A 15,397-nucleotide genomic window follows, 5' to 3' on the forward strand; every position below is an offset into this window, starting at 1 on the left:
CTTTATGGGTTGAAGTAGTTGCACAGGCGCCCGCGCTGACCCTGTGTGATATCGAAAGCCAGACCGTAGAGTTCACCCAGGCGCGCCTCGGTAATCACCTCGGCAACGCTGCCGGCGCAATACACCGCACCCTCCTTCATCGCAACGATGTGGTCGGAATAGCTGGCGGCAAAATTGATGTCATGCACCACCAGGATGACGGTGCGCCCTTGCTCATCGCACAGGCGGCGCAGCGCACGCATGATCTGCACGGCGTGCTTGATATCGAGGTTGTTCAGCGGCTCATCCAGCAACAGATAGTCCGTCTGCTGGGCGATGGTCATCGCCAGAAAGGCCATTTGCCGTTGCCCGCCGCTGAGTTCGTCGAGGTAGGCCTGGCGCAGGGGTTCCAGGGACAGGAACGCAATGGCCTCGTCGATCACCCGCTGGTCTTCGCGGGTCAACGCACCACGGCTGTAGGGAAAGCGCCCGAACGCGACCAACTCCTCCACCGTCAGGCGCAGATTGAAGTCCGGCGCCTGACGCAGGGTCGCAACCCGCCTGGCGTATTCACCTATATCAATGCCTGCAACCGGGCGGCCCTCGATGCGCACTTCACCACGGCCAGGCGCCGTCAGCCGCGCGATCATCAGCAGCAGCGTGGTCTTGCCCGCGCCATTCGGGCCAATAAGCGAAGTCAGGCTCCGGGCCGGAAAACAGGCATCTACGCCCTTCAGTACGGCCTTGGCGCCATAGGCCTTGTGGATGTCGTGGACAGTGATCATGGGGCTCCTCGGGTACGAACCATCAGCACCAGGAAATAGCCGCCGCAGACCAGATTGACCAGAATGCCGACGGTGGTTTTGTAGTTGAAAACATGCTCGACCAGCAGTTGCGCGGTGATGAACATGCCGGTGGCTATCGCGCCCCCCAGTGGCAGCGTGACGCGGTGCCTGAAGGTGCGTGCCAGGGCGTAGGTGATGTTTGCCACGAACACCCCCATAAAAGCCGTGGGCCCGAGCAGGCTGGTGGACACAGCGACCAGGATTGCGATCAGCGCGAGATGCAGGCGTACATTGCGCCGATAGTCGACCCCCAGAGAAACGGCCTGGTCGCGTCCCAGACAAAGCACATCGAGGGTCGGCAAGGTCTTGCGTCCCAGCAGGCAAACCGCCCCCACCAGCAGTCCCGAAAAGAGCAACTGCAAGGGTTGGGCCCGGTTGAAAGAGGCCTGGCTGAAGCCCTGCAGGACCGAGAGCACAAAGTTGCCGTTGACCCCGAGCAGCACCAGGCTGGCGCTGCCCATAAATAGAATCAGCAAGGCCTGCCACAGCAAGTAGACAGCCTCATAGCCCATGATCGCCGGCGTCAGTATCCGGTTGCCGGTAAGGGTCTGGAATGTGATCGACGACCAGGCAATAGCTGCTCCGCCGATCAGCATGGCCGTCAGCCGCGCGATCCGCTTGGGGATCACATAGTCAAAGTCCAGGCCCGAGTGCAGGAACACGAAGATGAGTGCCAGCGTCACCACCACAATCCATACCGCGTGCCGGGGTTGCAGGTGCATCATCTGTACCTCCGGATGATCAACGCGAGGAACAGCACCCCGCCCACGCTGCCCGCGGTCAGGCCGATAGGCACCTCGAACGGGTAGATCAGCAGCCGCCCGAGGATGTCGCAGACCAGCAGCAGGCACGCGCCGCCCAGCGCAACGATGGGCAGCGTGCGCCTGAGGTTGTCGCCATAACGCAGCGCCACCAGATTGGGAATGACCAGTCCGACAAAGGGGATCGAACCGACAGTGATGACAGTGGCCGATACGGTGACGGCCACCAGCAGCAAGCCCAGCGCCACCCAGGCCAGATAGTTGAGACCCAGACTCGTGGCCATGCCCTCCCCCATGCCCAACAGGGTGAAACGCCGGGCATACAGGTAGGTCAACCCGACAATCGGCAAGATCAGGTAGATGATTTCGTAACTGCCCTGCACGACCCGGGAAAAGTCCCCCAGCAGCCAGCCCTGCATGCTTTGCATGATGTTGTTGCGATAGGCGTAGAACTCGGCAATGGCGCTCAGCACGCCGCCATACATCAGGCCGATAACCGGAACCAGTACCGAGCCCTTGAACTGGATGCGCCGTATGATCAGGACAAAAATCAGACCCGCGGCGAAGCTCAACAGCAACGCGAACAGCATTCGGGCCGGGGCACCCGCGCCAGGGGCGAGCACCAGCGACACCAGGATGCCGAGCCTGGCCGCGTCCAGTCCGCCCGTGGTACCGGGTTCGACGAACTTGTTACGCACAATGTGCTGCAGGATCACCCCGCACACAGCCAGGCCAACCCCCGTCAGCACCAGCGCCGCCAGGCGTGGCAGGCGGCTGGCCGTCAGTGTCAGCCAGGCATCGCCCGACAACGACAACAACTGCCCCCACTCCAGCTGTCGAGCCCCGACCAGCAGTGACGCCCCACACAAGATGGCAAACCACCATAGCCAGCGTGCGGGCATCAGGCTTGCTCGCTGTTCGACGGCACGGAGATCCGCCAGCCTCTGGCAGCCCGACGCTGTTCCAGAAAATGCGCATAACGCCCGCCACTGGCGCGCAATGCCGCAGGCGTGCCCTGCTCAACCAGTTGGCCTTTGTCGAGCACCACAATCTGGTCTGCCATCGACACCGTAGATAGCTGGTGGGCAATCACCACCACCGTGTGTCGACCGCGCAGACTGGAGAGCGTCCGGGCAATTACTGACTGATTCTGCGCATCCAGGGCGGCGGTGGCCTCGTCCACCAGCAGAATGGGCGCATTCTTGATCAGCGCACGGGCAATGGTGATGCGCTGGCGTTCGCCACCCGACAGCCTTGCACCGCCCTCGCCGACCGGTGTGTCGATGCCCAGGGGCAAACGTTCGATAAGGTCACCCAGACCGGCCTGCTGTGCAGCGTCGAGGATTTCACCAAAACTGGCAGCCGGACTGCCGATGCGGATGTTGTCGGCAATGCTGCCCTGAAACAGATAGGTGTCCTGGAAAATCTGACTGATCCGGGCGGACAGTTGTGAACTGGACATCTGTCGCACGTCCACGCCGCCGATCAGTACGCTGCCCTGGGTTGCATCGAAGAACCGCGCGATCAAACGCACCAGGGTGGTCTTGCCAGAGCCCGAAGCGCCCACCAATGCGGTCATGCTGCCGGGCTCGATGCGCAGGCTGATGCCACTCAGCACATCCGGCTTATCATGCGCATAACGCAGGCTCACCTGGCGAAACTCGACAGAACTGTCCGCCGGGGCCAATGGCTGATCCGGCTCCGGCAAGGGCTCGACCGCGAAAATGCTCTGCACCTCTGCAAGCTGGCCGTACGCCCCCCGCAGGATCTCGGCATAGCTGGCCACCTCCAGCAGCGGATCGATGAAGCGGCTGGTCAATAACAACGCGACAACCACCGCAATCACCGTACCGCTTTGCTGTGCGATGTCCTGATTCGCGTTGAGCCACAGGGCTGCGGCGATCAGCAGGGCCGCGAAAACGGCCTGCACCACCCAGGCGTTGAGCACCACCGAAAGAGTGGACTGATAGATCAGGCGCATGCCGGAGCGGCGCTGCTGGTCAAGGGCCTGTTCCAGAAGTTGCGTACTGGCGCCCTCGCCATTGAAGGCGCGCAGTACCGACTGGGCCTGGGCAAACTCGACCATGCGCTGGCTGGCGTCGGCAAAATGGTGCTGGTACGTACGGTCGGCGCGTTGTCCCAGGCGAGCGGTCAGCCACAATGCCACGCACAGAACGGGCAAGCCGAGCAACGCAATCAGGCCCAGCGACCAGTGCAGTAAAAATAGTGCGACCACAACCACCAGCGGCGTCACGGCGCCGCTGATCACTGGGGTTAATACATGCGCCGGCAACTGAGCTACCGCCATCATGCCCTGGGTAATCACATGCCCGAGGCGACTGGTATTTTGCGTGGTAAACCAGCCCACGGGCAGGCGCGCGACATGCTCGCCGATGCGCTGCCGCGCCCCCTGCAGTATGGCTACGCCGACTGCCACCCCCGCCCTGTCCAGCTGGAGCCGCCACGCCCAGCAAATGGCCACGCCGGCCAGCATTAGGCCGAGCCACAGCGCAGCCCCTCGCACATCTCCGGCCAGCAAGTGATCCAGTACCGGCACCAGAGTGGTGAGGGTCAAGCCGCTTAGCAGGCCATATAACACTGCCATCCAGACGTAGCGGTGCAAGACCGGCGCATCTTTATCCAGTAGTTGAACAAGGGGATTCAGCATGACGACACCGCCAGATCTGCAGATTGTGAATAGCCACCCTGCGCCCACAAGTGGGCATAGAGCCCCTTGCCTGCGAGCAGTTCTTCATGGCGGCCCTGTTCATGAACAATGCCGTTGTCGAGCACGATGATCTGGTCGGCAAGCATGATGCTGTCGAGCCGGTGGGCAATGACCAGCAGGGTTCGGCCGCGGGCAAAGCGCGACAACGCTTCCTGGATTGCGACTTCGCTTTCAGCGTCGGCTGCTGCAGTGGGTTCGTCGAGCACCAGAACGGGGGGATCGAGCAGCACGGCGCGGGCGATGCTCACACGCTGCTGCTCGCCGCCGGAAAACTGCGCATCTTCACCGATCACCGAGTCATAGCCGCGGGGTAAATCCAGAATGCGCTGGTGGATGTTGGCGATGCGCGCGGCGTCCTCGATCTGTTGCTGGCTGGCCGATGGTCTGCCCAGCGCAATGTTGTCGCGCACGCTGGCATGGATCAGGCGCACCTCCTGCAAGACAAAACCGATATGCCGGTAGAGGTTGCAGGTTTCAATCTCGCGCAGATCCACCCCGCCCAGAGTGATGCGCCCTTGCGTGGGGTCGAAGAAGCGCAGCAGCAGCCGCGCCAGGGTCGACTTGCCGGAGCCCGAGCGCCCGACGATGGCTGTGGTGGTGCCGGGCTTGAGCGTGAAGCTGACATCGGCGAGTACCTGGCGTGCGCTGTCATAGCCGTAGCTAACACCTTCGAAGCGGATCTCGTTTCCCTTTGGCGACTGCTGCAGGCCGGGGGCCGGTTGCTCCAGCACGGGGGTATCCAGCAGGGCCTGAACACGCCGGGCAGCACCGGCTGCGTGGTTAAGGTCATGGGTGATGTAGTGCAGCAACAGCAGCGGCCCGCACAGCCCCGGCGTCACCAGGGCAAACGGCAGCACATCCGGCGCCGCGATCCAGCCCAGGCCCACGAACACCGTACCGGACACCAGCACTACGCCGAGAACCGTAACCGGGGCAATCATTGCGTTGGCATTGGCCATCGGAGCCACCAGAGGCCGGGTGAATCCGATAAAGGCCAGGGCGAAGGCATCAATTGCTTCGCGGTAGCTGCTGTGTGCCCTGGTACCGGTACTGAATGACTTGACCACCGCGATGCCGTTGACGAACTCGACCACCGAGTTATCGATGCGCCCCATACCGGCGGTGAACGCCTGCATGTTGGTCTGGCTGACCTTCATCGCCCGGGCAAAAAACAGGAAGAATCCGGGGAACGGCAGGATCGAGATAATTGCCATGCGCCAGTCCATAGTGAACAGGTAGATCAGCGAGATCAGAACCGCGCCGGCCGCACGCCCCAACGTCGTGAAAAAATGCGCAGTCAGGCTGTGCAATGTATTGATGTCGTCCTGCATCGCCTGCTTGACCTCGCCCGACGCCCGGCTGGTGAACCAGCCCAGGGGCACGCAGCTGAGTCGCTGCACAATCGCCCGACGCAGGTGATGGGTAATACGGTTGTCCGCCAGGTGGGCAAGCAACTCTGCGCCGGATATCAGCAACATCCCGGCGCACAGGCTGGCCACTCCTGCAATCAGCGCCCACCACACCTGTGCCGGGGCAAGCTCGTTACCACCCAACGCCATTTTGCCGATATGGGCGATACCGGCCAGCGGCACTAGCGTGAGTATCGCGCCCGCTGCCGCGAGCATGCTGGCAACGATCAGGCGCCCACGCACAGGATGCAGTATCTGGCTGATCGGGCCGCGCACCCTGGTTTTGGCCAGGACCGTGTCATGAGTGTCCATAGAATTCAAATGTCCGGAAATTCAGAAGAGAGGGATGGTTCACGCCTGCCTATGGGGAAATATAAGGAGCGCTTGATCACATGAAACGGCCTCCTGAATCAGAAACTTAATTAGTTGCATGACTATAAACTAATTTGCGAAATGCTGGCAAGACAGCTACAAGACTGTCACTACCGTTCAAGGATTCGTCATGACAGCGCCACAACCACCCGCTACACGCGGGCGTCCCCGCACCATCACACGGGAACGTATTGTCGAAGCAGGCATCGAGATCGGCTTGCCGAGCATTACCTTTATTGGCGTTGCTGCCGCTTTGGGGGTCAGCCATATGGCGCTCTACAAGCACATTGCCAACCTGGATGCACTCAAAAGCATGGTTGCCGAGGAGATCTTCACCCGCTGGCAGATCCCCCGGGCCGACGCTGACCGGCGTGGCGGCCTGAAGGAATACATGATTGTGTTTGCCACCTCGGTGCGGGTGTTCGTCAAGGCCCACCCCGGGCTGACGCCTTACGTCATCCGCAGGCTGGCCGCGACACAACCCATGCTCGCCAAGATCGAAGAGCATCAGAGCCATATCGCTCAGGTTTATGGCATTTCAAAACAGCACGCGCGCTGGTTGCTGGCTACAGTGGCCTTCCACGGTATTGCCGTGGCAGACACCGTGTATTCGGTCACAGGCCGGGAGTCCGTGATAGAGGCTGAGCGTGCAGCGGAAGAAGCCGAGATGGAGGCCGAGCTGGCCCAGGGCATGCACGCACTCATCGTCGGAGCGCTGGTTTTGCTTGAGCAAGACGCTCACGGGGATTGTCTGATCGCCCAGCCCCGGTCATAGGCCGGGTTCCAGGACTTGCACAGTTTTTTAACTTGGTGCCCTGATGAGTGACACTCAGAGCGCCCCGCCCACTTCAACCAAAAGAGATATCGGTATGACCGGACATGACACCCGTGTGAGCAGAGCCGACATCGCCGATATGGACGGCATTCTCGAACTTCAGGCCGCCAATCAGACAGCACGGGGCGGTGCACTAGCGGCAAGTCTGACCGGGGAGCGCCTGGCAAAAATGATGCAGGATATGCCACTGATCGTTGCCCGCCGTGACGGGCGCATCACCGGCTTTCTGTTAACCACCTCCCGGGAGGTGAACGCGGACATCCCCATTGTAAAAGCCATGTTCAACGCATATCACGGCGCGCCCGATGCCTATGTGTATGGTCCGATCTGTGTCGGGGAACAGGAACGCGGCAAGGGCCTGGCGCAAATAATGTTCGCTGAGCTGCGGCGCCTTGAACCCGGGCGCGAGGGGATTCTTTTCATCCGCAATGACAACGAAGCGTCGCTGCGGGCGCACTTGAAAATGGGCATGAAAAAAGTCGCCTCGTTCGAGTTCAACAGTTTTGCGTACGCGGTTTTTTGTTATATCGGCTAGGCCTGGTGCAGGTCACCCGGCATGTATAAAGCCCCACCATGACTCACACCACTTTATTGACCCGGGTTTGTTCAGGCGCGATCGCCCGTCCATCTGCGGCCAGGGGCTGCATCAAAGGCAAGGGCTGCCCGGTGGCCGTGTCCACCAGTTGCGAGTGCTTTTCGTGCGGTCCGAACAGGTAGCGCTCGCCCCATTGCCTTAACGCCACCACCACCGGGAACAGGCTTTGACCTTGCGGGGTAAGCACGTATTCCTGATACGAGGTGCCGTCAGAAGCCGGTTGTACTTGAAAAATACCAGCCTCGACCAGGCTCTTGAGCCGGTTCGCCAAAACGCTGCGCGCCACCCCCAGACCCTGCTGGAAATCACCAAAGCGACGCACGCCGTCAAATGCGTCACGCACAATCAACAATGCCCAGCGATCTGCGATTACCTCCACAGAACGGGCCACCGGGCACGTGGTGGCCGGACTCATCTGATGCTTGGTCATACAGGCTGCTCCATACAGTTTCGGGTTTTCTCTGTGCAACAAGTTTCATTTTAAGACTAGTTACCCTAGAATCAAACAAGTCTTAATTTGAAACTACATTGAACGGAGAGCCACTCATGGCCCTTGATCAAGTTTCCCGGCCCGATCCAGCAGTGCTCGCGACCACCAGCAAGCGCATGCCGGGGGCGCTAGTCGGGTTATTCGCCTGTGCCAGCGGGCTGAGCGTGGCCAATGTTTACTATGCGCAACCGCTGCTGGATCAACTGGCCACCGACTTTGCGATCAGTCATGCCAGGGTCGGTGGCGTGATCACTGCAACGCAAATCGGCAGCGTGCTGGCATTGCTGCTGATCGTGCCACTGGGCGATCAACTGGATCGCCGCCGCTTGATGCTGGCCCAACTGGCGGTACTGATCGCAGGCCTGGTGTGCGTCGGCCTTACCCGTTCCCCGGCAGTGATGTTCTGCGCCATGCTGGCCATTGGTCTGCTGGGCACCGCAATGACTCAGGGCCTGATCGCCTATGCCGCCACCGCCTGCCTGGCGCAAGAGCGCGGTCGGGTGATGGGTAACGTTCAGGGCGGGGTTGTCATCGGTCTGTTGCTCTCCCGTCTAGCCGCCGGGCTGATCTCTGACCTGGCCGGGTGGCGCTGGGTTTACCTGGGGTCATCACTGGCAATGCTGGCACTGGGCGTGATTCTGTGGCGGGTTCTTCCGGCGCAGCGGCCAAGGGCGGTGACGATGTCTTACCCCGGGCTGGTGCGGTCGATGTTTAGCCTGCTCATGCAGGACCGGGTACTGCAGATCCGCGGCGTCATCGCCTTGTTGATGTTTGCCGTACTGAGCATTTTCTGGAGCGCGCTGGTGTTTCTCCTGATCAGCCCGCCTTACGGTTTTTCACACACGACTATTGGCACCTTTGGCCTGGTCGGCGTGGTGGGCGCACTCGCTGCCGCGCGGGCCGGAGCCTGGGCCGACAAAGGGCTGGGCCAGTGGACCAGCGGCCTGTCACTGGGGCTGTTAATCCTGGCCTGGCTGGCACTGTGGTTCACCAGCAACTCGATGGTGTGGCTGATTGTTGGCGTTGTGCTTCTGGATCTTGGTGCACAGGCCATTCATGTCACCAATCAAAGCATGATTTTCAGTGCGCACCCCGACTCCCATAGCCGGGTGGTGGGCTGCTACATGCTGTTTTACGCAACAGGCAGCGGACTGGGGGCGCTCGCATCAACCTCGGTGTATGCCACTTCCGGCTGGTCGGGCGTATGCCTGCTGGGCGCCGCAGTCAGTGTGCTGGCCCTGGGATTCTGGGCCGTCACACTGCGACAAATGCCTGACTCGCCGGCATCTGTTGCCGGTACATCAGCCGCCTCCTCCCACTGATCGCGCCGCTCTGGCGCTAAGCGCCAATACGCCCCTCGGCATCACGATCACAGCGATCAAGCTGTGTGACAGACACCGCACAAACATGGCTGAAAGGCGCACCCAGGGTGGTCGAGGGGTTACCAGCGGTTCAACATGCCACTGTTGTTTCTTGAAATATTCTTGCCGGATTCCTGTCGACCAATCCGCGTATCTTCGGCTCGCTGCCTGTCACTTCCCAACCAGTGAGCCCTGCGCATATGGACAATCAACAAACCGTGCAATACCTCAATACCGATCTGGAACTCATTGCCACGACCGACCTGGCTTCACTCGCACAAGCCTTGGCCCCCTCACACGTCACGGCTGCGTCAATCTGCTGTTTGCATGTGGGCTACATGGATCCTGTTGGCTATCACGCCAGGTTTGAAGCGTTTGGCCCCGAGGGGAGTCACCAAACCCCGGAACAAAGTATCAATGCCTTGCTCACTGCCATCGAGCAGCTTGACCCGCCGTTACACGCCCTGTGGCAGGCATGTTCCACCAAGACCCTGGACATCGGTTATCGCAGCGGGATTGCACCCTGCACTCTTTCTAATCAGCTATCCCTGCGGACCTTGGCCCGAATGCAGGTTTTGGGCATTGATCTATCAATCACCCTGTATCCGGTAGACGAATGAAAGGCTGAATGGCCATCAGGCGCCATGCCCGGCCGGCACGCCGACCATCGGCACAGAGAGTGCCCAAGCAAATTCGTATACCATATCTGCCTCTCCAGAAATCGATGACGACCGTGGCCCACCCTAAACTCAATGCTCCCGATCTGGGCAACTCGCCTTCCACTTCGGAAATCATCACGCTGCATCTGCGCGACGCTATCGTCGCCGGGCATTTCGCTGAAGATGAACCGATTCGCCAGGACGATATTGCCCGCCAGTTCAACGTCAGCAAAATCCCGGTACGCGAAGCCCTCAAGCGTCTCGAAGCCGAAGGCCTGGTGATGTTCCAGCGCAATCGCGGAGCGATGGTCACACGGATTTGCGATGCCGAACTGGCACAAATGTTCGAGGTGCGCATGCTTCTCGAAGACAAGTTGCTGCGCCTGGCCATCCCCAACATGACCGAAGCCACCTTCGCCCGCGCCGAGCTGATTTGTCAGGAGTTTGTCGGCGAGGATGATGTTGGACGCTGGGCCGAGCTCAACTGGGAGCTGCATGCCTGCCTCTACGAACCGGCGCATCGGCCGTTCATGATCAGCATGGTGCGCTCGGTCAACGACAAGCTTGAGCGTTACCTGCGCATGCAGATGAGCCTGTCGGCGGGCAAGGACCGCGCCGATCATGAGCACCGGGAAATCATCGATGCCTGCCGTGCCGGTGACGTGGAGCGGGCGGTCAAGCTGCTCGATGAACACATTGCCGGGGTCTGCAAGACCCTCTTCGAACACCTGCCGCAAAGCCACTGACAAGAGATGCCCCTGTGCTGATTTCGTCATCGGCACAGGCTAAATCCATCAAGCCGCCAACACCCGCTTAAGGCCACTCTTGGGTTCACTCAACTGAACTGACGTGGCCCTCCCATGAAACGCATCACCGTGATCGATTCCCACACCGGCGGCGAACCCACGCGCCTGGTCACCGCAGGCTTTCCTGAGCTGGGCAACGGCAGCATGGCCGAACGGCGCCAGGTATTGGCCACGCAGCATGACCAATGGCGCGCTGCCTGCGTCCTGGAACCCCGGGGCAGCGATGTGCTGGTCGGCGCCTTGCTCTGCGAACCGGTAGACCCGAGTGCCTGCGCCGGGGTGATTTTTTTCAACAACACCGGCTATCTGGGCATGTGTGGCCACGGCACCATCGGTCTTGTGGCGTCGTTGGCGCATCTGGGCCGGATCGGTCCCGGCGTACACAGCATCGAGACCCCGGTGGGCACCGTACAGGCGACCCTGCACCAGGATCACTCGGTCAGCGTGCGCAATGTGCCCTCTTACCGTTATCGCAAGGCACTGCGCCTCGAGGTCCCCGGCATCGGTGAGGTCACGGGCGATGTGGCGTGGGGCGGAAACTGGTTTTTCCTGATCGCCGACCACGGTCTGCAGGTCAATGGCGACAATCTGGATGCCCTGACCGCTTACACCTGGACCGTGCAACAGGCGCTGGACCACCAGGGCGTGCGGGGTGAAGACGGTGGCCTGATCGACCATATCGAACTGTTTGCCGATGACGCCGAGGCCGACAGCCGCAACTTTGTGCTCTGCCCCGGCAAGGCTTATGACCGCTCGCCCTGTGGCACCGGTACCAGCGCCAAGCTGGCCTGCCTGGCCGCTGACGACAAGCTGGCGCCCGGGCAGATCTGGCGCCAGGCCAGTGTCATCGGCAGTCAGTTTGAAGGCTCGTACCAATGGGCCGGCGAACGCATAGTGCCCACCATTCGCGGGCGAGCATTTATCAGCGCCGAAGCGAGCCTGATCATCGAACAGGACGACCCCTTTGCCTGGGGTATTGGGCAGTGAGCGAAAGCCGGGTGGCCGATGTGATTGTGATCGGCGCCGGCATCATCGGTGCTGCCTGTGCCCAGGCCCTGGCCCGGCGTGGCTTGCAGGTGCTGGTACTGGACGCGGGGTTGCCCGGCGCCACGGCCGCGGGCATGGGCCACTTGCTGGTTCTGGACGACAACCCCGCCGAACTGGCGCTCAGTCAATACTCTCTGCAACGCTGGCGAGAGCACGCGCCCGACTTGCCCCGGGACTGTGCCTGGCGCAGCAATGGCACTTTGTGGCTGGCGGCCAACGCCGAGGAAATGGCCGTGGCGCAGCACAAATACCAGACCTTGAAAGACCATGGCGTGGTCTGTGAAATGATCGGTGCCCAAGACCTGCGCCGACGTGAACCGGCACTGCGCGAAGGCCTGGAAGGCGGGCTGCTGATTAATGGCGATGGCATTTTATATGCACCGGCCACTGCCCGCTGGATGCTGCAAACCGCCAATATCAGTCAGCGCCGGGCGAAGGTGTTAGAGGTCGACGGCAATCGTGTACGACTCAATGACGGTCACTGGCTGAGCGCGGATGCGGTGGTCCTGGCCAATGGCATCCAGGCCAGTACGCTGTGTCCGGAGCTGCCGATCAAGCCGAAAAAAGGTCATTTGCTGATCACCGACCGCTACCCTGGCACTGTCACCCATACCCTTGTGGAACTGGGCTATGTCACCAGTGCCCACAACACGAGCGGCCCCTCCACCGCCTGCAATATCCAGCCTCGCCCCACCGGACAATTGTTTATTGGGGCCTCGCGCCAGTTCGGCACCACCGACCCGGCCGTCGAAGGCTGGATGCTGGCAAAAATGCTCAAACGGGCCACCGAGTACATGCCGGGGCTGGCCCGGCTCAACGCGATCCGCGCCTGGACCGGCTTTCGTGCGGCCAGCCCCGACGGCATGCCGCTGGTGGGCCAGCACCCGCAGCGCAAAGGCCTGTGGCTGGCAGTCGGGCATGAAGGCCTGGGTGTCACAACTGCGCCGGGCACGGCTGACTTGCTGGTGGCACAGATGTTCAACGAAACCCCGCCGCTGCCGGCACACCCATATCTGCCGCAACGCTTTCTCGGAGAATCGGCCCATGCCTGACCTGACCCTGAACGGCCAAGCCCTGCGGGTAGCTGCAGGCACCAGTGTCGCCGCCGCCCTGATGCTGGGTGGCGATGGCTGCAGCCGGACCTCCGTCAGCGGTCAGCGCCGCGCCCCGTTGTGTGGCATGGGCATCTGCCAGGAGTGCCGGGTGAGCATTAACGGGCAACGGCGGCTTGCCTGCCAGACCCTGTGCCTCGATGGCATGCAGGTGGAGACACTGTCATGAGTCGCCATACCGAGGTGCTGATCATCGGTGCCGGACCTGCCGGCATGGCTGCAGCGCTGGCAGCCGCGCCGCGTGCCGCAAGCATCGTGATCATCGACGACAACCCGTTGCCGGGCGGGCAAATCTGGCGTGACGGCCCCGGTGCCGGGCTGCCCGCCAAGGCGCGGCAACTGCGCGAACAACTGCTGCGCTGGAACACCATCGAGCTGCATACCAGTACCCGTGTGATCGCCTGCCCCGGCGCGAAGCAACTGCTGGTGGAAGATCCGGAGCATGGCTGGAGCATTACCTACGACAAGCTGATTTTGTGTACCGGAGCCCGTGAGCTTCTGCTGCCATTTCCCGGCTGGACCTTGCCGGGCGTTACCGGTGCCGGCGGGCTGCAAGCCTTGATCAAGGGCGGCATGCCGGTGCACAACCAGCGACTGGTGATCGCCGGCAGCGGCCCGCTGTTACTGGCCAGCGCCGCCACTGCCCGACATCAGGGTGCCCAAGTGCTGCGCATCGCCGAGCAGGCGTCAGCGTTGGCGGTCGCCGGTTTTGCGGGGCAATTGCCGCGCTGGCCACACAAACTGTGGCAATCGCTGAGCCTGCTGAACCGCAACTATCGCACCTCGACCCACGTGCTGGAGGCGTTGGGCTCCGAGCGTCTGGAAGCTGTACGCCTGCAACAGCAAGGCAAAATCGTCGAACTGGCCTGCGACCGGCTGGCCTGTGGTTTTGGCCTGATCCCCAACACCGGGATCGGTCAGGCCCTGGGCTATGCACTTAACGGTCAGGCGCTGGCGGTAGACGCCTGGCAGCGCAGCAGTCGCGCCGACCATTACGCGGCGGGCGAATGCACCGGTTTTGGCGGTAGTGAACTGGCGCTGATTGAAGGCGCGATTGCCGGGCACGCGGCCGTGGGGGAGCGTCAGGCGGCACAAGGTTTATGGTCGCAGCGGGCGCGCTGGCAAGGGTTTGCCAGGGCATTGAACCGGGCATTCATCCTTGGCCCGCAACTAAAAAGCCTGGCCCGGGCCGACACCCTGGTCTGTCGTTGTGAAGACGTGCCCTACAGCGCCCTCACCGGCCACAGCGAATGGCGCGAAGCCAAGCTGGCCAGCCGCTGTGGCATGGGCGCCTGCCAGGGACGGGTGTGCGGTGCAGCGGTGCAACACCTGTTTGGCTGGCAGCCATCGGCTCCGAGGCCGCCTTACAGTCCGGCGCGGATCGAAACGTTGTTGTGTCTCGACTCTGCGGGGGCGGATCAAGGGCCACCCCCATGAAAACCCGGGGTGCACTATCGAGCGCGCGGGCAAATGATTATGCTCCAGCAGATTGCCATCAGACATCCAGCGCCATGTATGCCTCGCTCGCCCAGTTCAAGCCCTGTGACCTGCCTGCCCTGCTCAGCAGTCTGCAGTCCATTGCGCCGCTGCTCGACACCTTGTCGGACGTGGTGTTTTTCATCAAGGATTGCCAGGCCCGCTACGCGTTCGTCAACCAGACGCTTGCGCGCCGTTGCGGAGTCAAACACAGCAGTGAATTGCTGGGGCATACCGCAGAAATGGTCTTCCCCCGGCGTTTCGGGCCGCTGTACACCGAGCAGGACCTCAGGGTGCTGGCCAGTGGCCGAGAGTTGGCCGACCAGCTTGAATTGCATCTGTATTACGCCAACCAACCAATCTGGTGCCTGACCCACAAGCTGGCTCTGCGCGACACGCACAACCGGATCGTTGGCCTGGCGGGCATATCCCGTGATCTGCAACTGCCGCAGTCTAGCCACCCGGCCTTTCAGAAACTGGCGGCAGTGGATGAACATATTCGTGAGCACTTTTCCCGACCGGTCAGCCTGGCTGAATTGACTGCGATTGCCGGTGTTTCGGTGGCGCAACTGGAGCGCAATTGCAAACGGGTGTTCCAGCTCACACCACGGCAGATGATCCACAAAGCGCGTCTTGAAGAATCGTCGCGGCTACTGCTGCACACCGACCTGCCCATCACTGAAATTGCCTTGCGTTGCGGCTATACGGACCACAGCGCGTTCAGTCGCCAGTTCCGCGCGCTGACCAGCCTGGCGCCCACTCAGTATCGGGATAGCCGCCGCCCACTGTAAGCCCGCCCCATCATTAAATAATGCTCCCCGGCCACTCTTTCATAACTTCGGTATAGAGCCTTTTGGCGCGCCAACATCCTTGTTGTTATAACTGCATGACTCAAGTCATGAACAGGCTTTTGTAAGAACCC

The 15,397-nt window shown here is 61.6% G+C and carries 16 protein-coding genes; 10 read left to right on the forward strand and 6 right to left on the reverse strand.

The annotated features are described in order from the left end of the window. Positions 1–2: 2 nt before the first annotated feature. From ACP7BO_RS10825 to ACP7BO_RS10845, 5 genes are read right to left on the reverse strand one after another with little or no spacing between them, the layout of a single operon-like run. Positions 3–764, reverse strand: a complete 762-nt coding sequence (locus tag ACP7BO_RS10825) for an ABC transporter ATP-binding protein (RefSeq protein WP_426210235.1) — start codon at positions 762–764, stop codon at positions 3–5. Continuing rightward, positions 761–1,549 (reverse strand): iron chelate uptake ABC transporter family permease subunit, encoded by a 789-nt coding sequence (locus tag ACP7BO_RS10830; RefSeq protein WP_426210237.1) that lies wholly within the window; start codon positions 1,547–1,549, stop codon positions 761–763. Before ACP7BO_RS10830 ends, ACP7BO_RS10825 begins: the two co-directional genes overlap by 4 nt. Then, complete coding sequence (locus tag ACP7BO_RS10835; RefSeq protein WP_426210239.1) at positions 1,546–2,487, reverse strand: ABC transporter permease; 942 nt, start codon at positions 2,485–2,487, stop codon at positions 1,546–1,548. Before ACP7BO_RS10835 ends, ACP7BO_RS10830 begins: the two co-directional genes overlap by 4 nt. Continuing rightward, positions 2,487–4,253 carry an ABC transporter ATP-binding protein gene (locus ACP7BO_RS10840; RefSeq protein WP_426210241.1) on the reverse strand — a complete coding sequence of 589 codons (1,767 nt, stop codon included), beginning with the start codon at positions 4,251–4,253 and terminating at the stop codon, positions 2,487–2,489. The genes ACP7BO_RS10835 and ACP7BO_RS10840 overlap by 1 nt, the downstream gene beginning before the upstream one ends. Next, positions 4,247–6,034, reverse strand: a complete 1,788-nt coding sequence (locus ACP7BO_RS10845) for an ABC transporter ATP-binding protein (protein ID WP_426210243.1) — start codon at positions 6,032–6,034, stop codon at positions 4,247–4,249. The genes ACP7BO_RS10840 and ACP7BO_RS10845 overlap by 7 nt, the downstream gene beginning before the upstream one ends. Before the next feature lie 190 nt (positions 6,035–6,224). On the opposite strand from ACP7BO_RS10845, the gene ACP7BO_RS10850 reads away from it, so the two are divergent. Together ACP7BO_RS10850 and ACP7BO_RS10855 are read left to right on the forward strand one after the other, a co-directional pair. Beyond that, positions 6,225–6,869, forward strand: coding sequence for a TetR/AcrR family transcriptional regulator (locus tag ACP7BO_RS10850; protein WP_426210245.1), 645 nt, complete (start codon positions 6,225–6,227; stop codon positions 6,867–6,869). A gap of 94 nt (positions 6,870–6,963) precedes the next feature. Next, positions 6,964–7,464, forward strand: coding sequence for a GNAT family N-acetyltransferase (locus ACP7BO_RS10855; protein ID WP_426210247.1), 501 nt, complete (start codon positions 6,964–6,966; stop codon positions 7,462–7,464). A gap of 43 nt (positions 7,465–7,507) precedes the next feature. Here ACP7BO_RS10855 and ACP7BO_RS10860 read toward each other — a convergent pair whose 3' ends face one another. Then, the gene (locus ACP7BO_RS10860; protein ID WP_426210249.1) at positions 7,508–7,954 is read right to left on the reverse strand and encodes a winged helix-turn-helix transcriptional regulator; all 447 of its coding nucleotides are present in this window, start codon (positions 7,952–7,954) and stop codon (positions 7,508–7,510) included. A 116-nt stretch (positions 7,955–8,070) separates the two neighbouring features. Between ACP7BO_RS10860 and ACP7BO_RS10865 the strand changes: the two genes are divergently transcribed. The 8 genes from ACP7BO_RS10865 (at position 8,071) to ACP7BO_RS10900 (ending at position 15,266) form a co-directional block, all read left to right on the forward strand. Then, positions 8,071–9,336 carry an MFS transporter gene (locus ACP7BO_RS10865; RefSeq protein WP_426210251.1) on the forward strand — a complete coding sequence of 422 codons (1,266 nt, stop codon included), beginning with the start codon at positions 8,071–8,073 and terminating at the stop codon, positions 9,334–9,336. Positions 9,337–9,575: 239 nt separating this feature from the next. Further along, complete coding sequence (locus ACP7BO_RS10870; RefSeq protein WP_426210253.1) at positions 9,576–9,995, forward strand: hypothetical protein; 420 nt, start codon at positions 9,576–9,578, stop codon at positions 9,993–9,995. 104 nt (positions 9,996–10,099) lie between these two features. Next, positions 10,100–10,780 carry a GntR family transcriptional regulator gene (locus tag ACP7BO_RS10875; protein ID WP_426210255.1) on the forward strand — a complete coding sequence of 227 codons (681 nt, stop codon included), beginning with the start codon at positions 10,100–10,102 and terminating at the stop codon, positions 10,778–10,780. 114 nt (positions 10,781–10,894) lie between these two features. Beyond that, positions 10,895–11,827, forward strand: coding sequence for a 4-hydroxyproline epimerase (locus tag ACP7BO_RS10880; protein ID WP_426210257.1), 933 nt, complete (start codon positions 10,895–10,897; stop codon positions 11,825–11,827). Beyond that, a complete protein-coding gene (locus ACP7BO_RS10885; protein ID WP_426210259.1) occupies positions 11,824–12,939 on the forward strand; it encodes an NAD(P)/FAD-dependent oxidoreductase in 1,116 nt (371 codons plus the stop codon). The genes ACP7BO_RS10880 and ACP7BO_RS10885 overlap by 4 nt, the downstream gene beginning before the upstream one ends. Continuing rightward, positions 12,932–13,168 (forward strand): (2Fe-2S)-binding protein, encoded by a 237-nt coding sequence (locus tag ACP7BO_RS10890; RefSeq protein ID WP_426210261.1) that lies wholly within the window; start codon positions 12,932–12,934, stop codon positions 13,166–13,168. Before ACP7BO_RS10885 ends, ACP7BO_RS10890 begins: the two co-directional genes overlap by 8 nt. After that, positions 13,165–14,436, forward strand: coding sequence for an FAD-dependent oxidoreductase (locus ACP7BO_RS10895; RefSeq protein ID WP_426210263.1), 1,272 nt, complete (start codon positions 13,165–13,167; stop codon positions 14,434–14,436). Before ACP7BO_RS10890 ends, ACP7BO_RS10895 begins: the two co-directional genes overlap by 4 nt. A gap of 74 nt (positions 14,437–14,510) precedes the next feature. Then, positions 14,511–15,266: a helix-turn-helix domain-containing protein gene (locus tag ACP7BO_RS10900; RefSeq protein ID WP_426210265.1), complete on the forward strand. Its 756-nt coding sequence runs from the start codon at positions 14,511–14,513 to the stop codon at positions 15,264–15,266. Positions 15,267–15,397 lie beyond the last annotated feature (131 nt).

The organism is Pseudomonas sp. TWR2-1-1 (genome assembly GCF_049897045.1).
Lineage (GTDB): Bacteria > Pseudomonadota > Gammaproteobacteria > Pseudomonadales > Pseudomonadaceae > Aquipseudomonas > Aquipseudomonas versuta.

Bases quoted from the DNA above. Each gene is read 5' to 3' on its own strand.
- ACP7BO_RS10845 (WP_426210243.1), bottom strand. From the start codon at position 6,034: ATGGACACTCATGACACGGTCCTGGCCAAAACCAGGGTGCGCGGCCCG.
- ACP7BO_RS10880 (WP_426210257.1), top strand. From the start codon at position 10,895: ATGAAACGCATCACCGTGATCGATTCCCACACCGGCGGCGAACCCACG.
- ACP7BO_RS10835 (WP_426210239.1), bottom strand. From the start codon at position 2,487: ATGCCCGCACGCTGGCTATGGTGGTTTGCCATCTTGTGTGGGGCGTCA.
- ACP7BO_RS10870 (WP_426210253.1), top strand. From the start codon at position 9,576: ATGGACAATCAACAAACCGTGCAATACCTCAATACCGATCTGGAACTC.
- ACP7BO_RS10855 (WP_426210247.1), top strand. From the start codon at position 6,964: ATGACCGGACATGACACCCGTGTGAGCAGAGCCGACATCGCCGATATG.
- ACP7BO_RS10825 (WP_426210235.1), bottom strand. From the start codon at position 764: ATGATCACTGTCCACGACATCCACAAGGCCTATGGCGCCAAGGCCGTA.
- ACP7BO_RS10850 (WP_426210245.1), top strand. From the start codon at position 6,225: ATGACAGCGCCACAACCACCCGCTACACGCGGGCGTCCCCGCACCATC.
- ACP7BO_RS10875 (WP_426210255.1), top strand. From the start codon at position 10,100: ATGACGACCGTGGCCCACCCTAAACTCAATGCTCCCGATCTGGGCAAC.
- ACP7BO_RS10895 (WP_426210263.1), top strand. From the start codon at position 13,165: ATGAGTCGCCATACCGAGGTGCTGATCATCGGTGCCGGACCTGCCGGC.
- ACP7BO_RS10860 (WP_426210249.1), bottom strand. From the start codon at position 7,954: ATGACCAAGCATCAGATGAGTCCGGCCACCACGTGCCCGGTGGCCCGT.
- ACP7BO_RS10890 (WP_426210261.1), top strand. From the start codon at position 12,932: ATGCCTGACCTGACCCTGAACGGCCAAGCCCTGCGGGTAGCTGCAGGC.
- ACP7BO_RS10865 (WP_426210251.1), top strand. From the start codon at position 8,071: ATGGCCCTTGATCAAGTTTCCCGGCCCGATCCAGCAGTGCTCGCGACC.
- ACP7BO_RS10830 (WP_426210237.1), bottom strand. From the start codon at position 1,549: ATGATGCACCTGCAACCCCGGCACGCGGTATGGATTGTGGTGGTGACG.
- ACP7BO_RS10840 (WP_426210241.1), bottom strand. From the start codon at position 4,253: ATGCTGAATCCCCTTGTTCAACTACTGGATAAAGATGCGCCGGTCTTG.
- ACP7BO_RS10900 (WP_426210265.1), top strand. From the start codon at position 14,511: ATGTATGCCTCGCTCGCCCAGTTCAAGCCCTGTGACCTGCCTGCCCTG.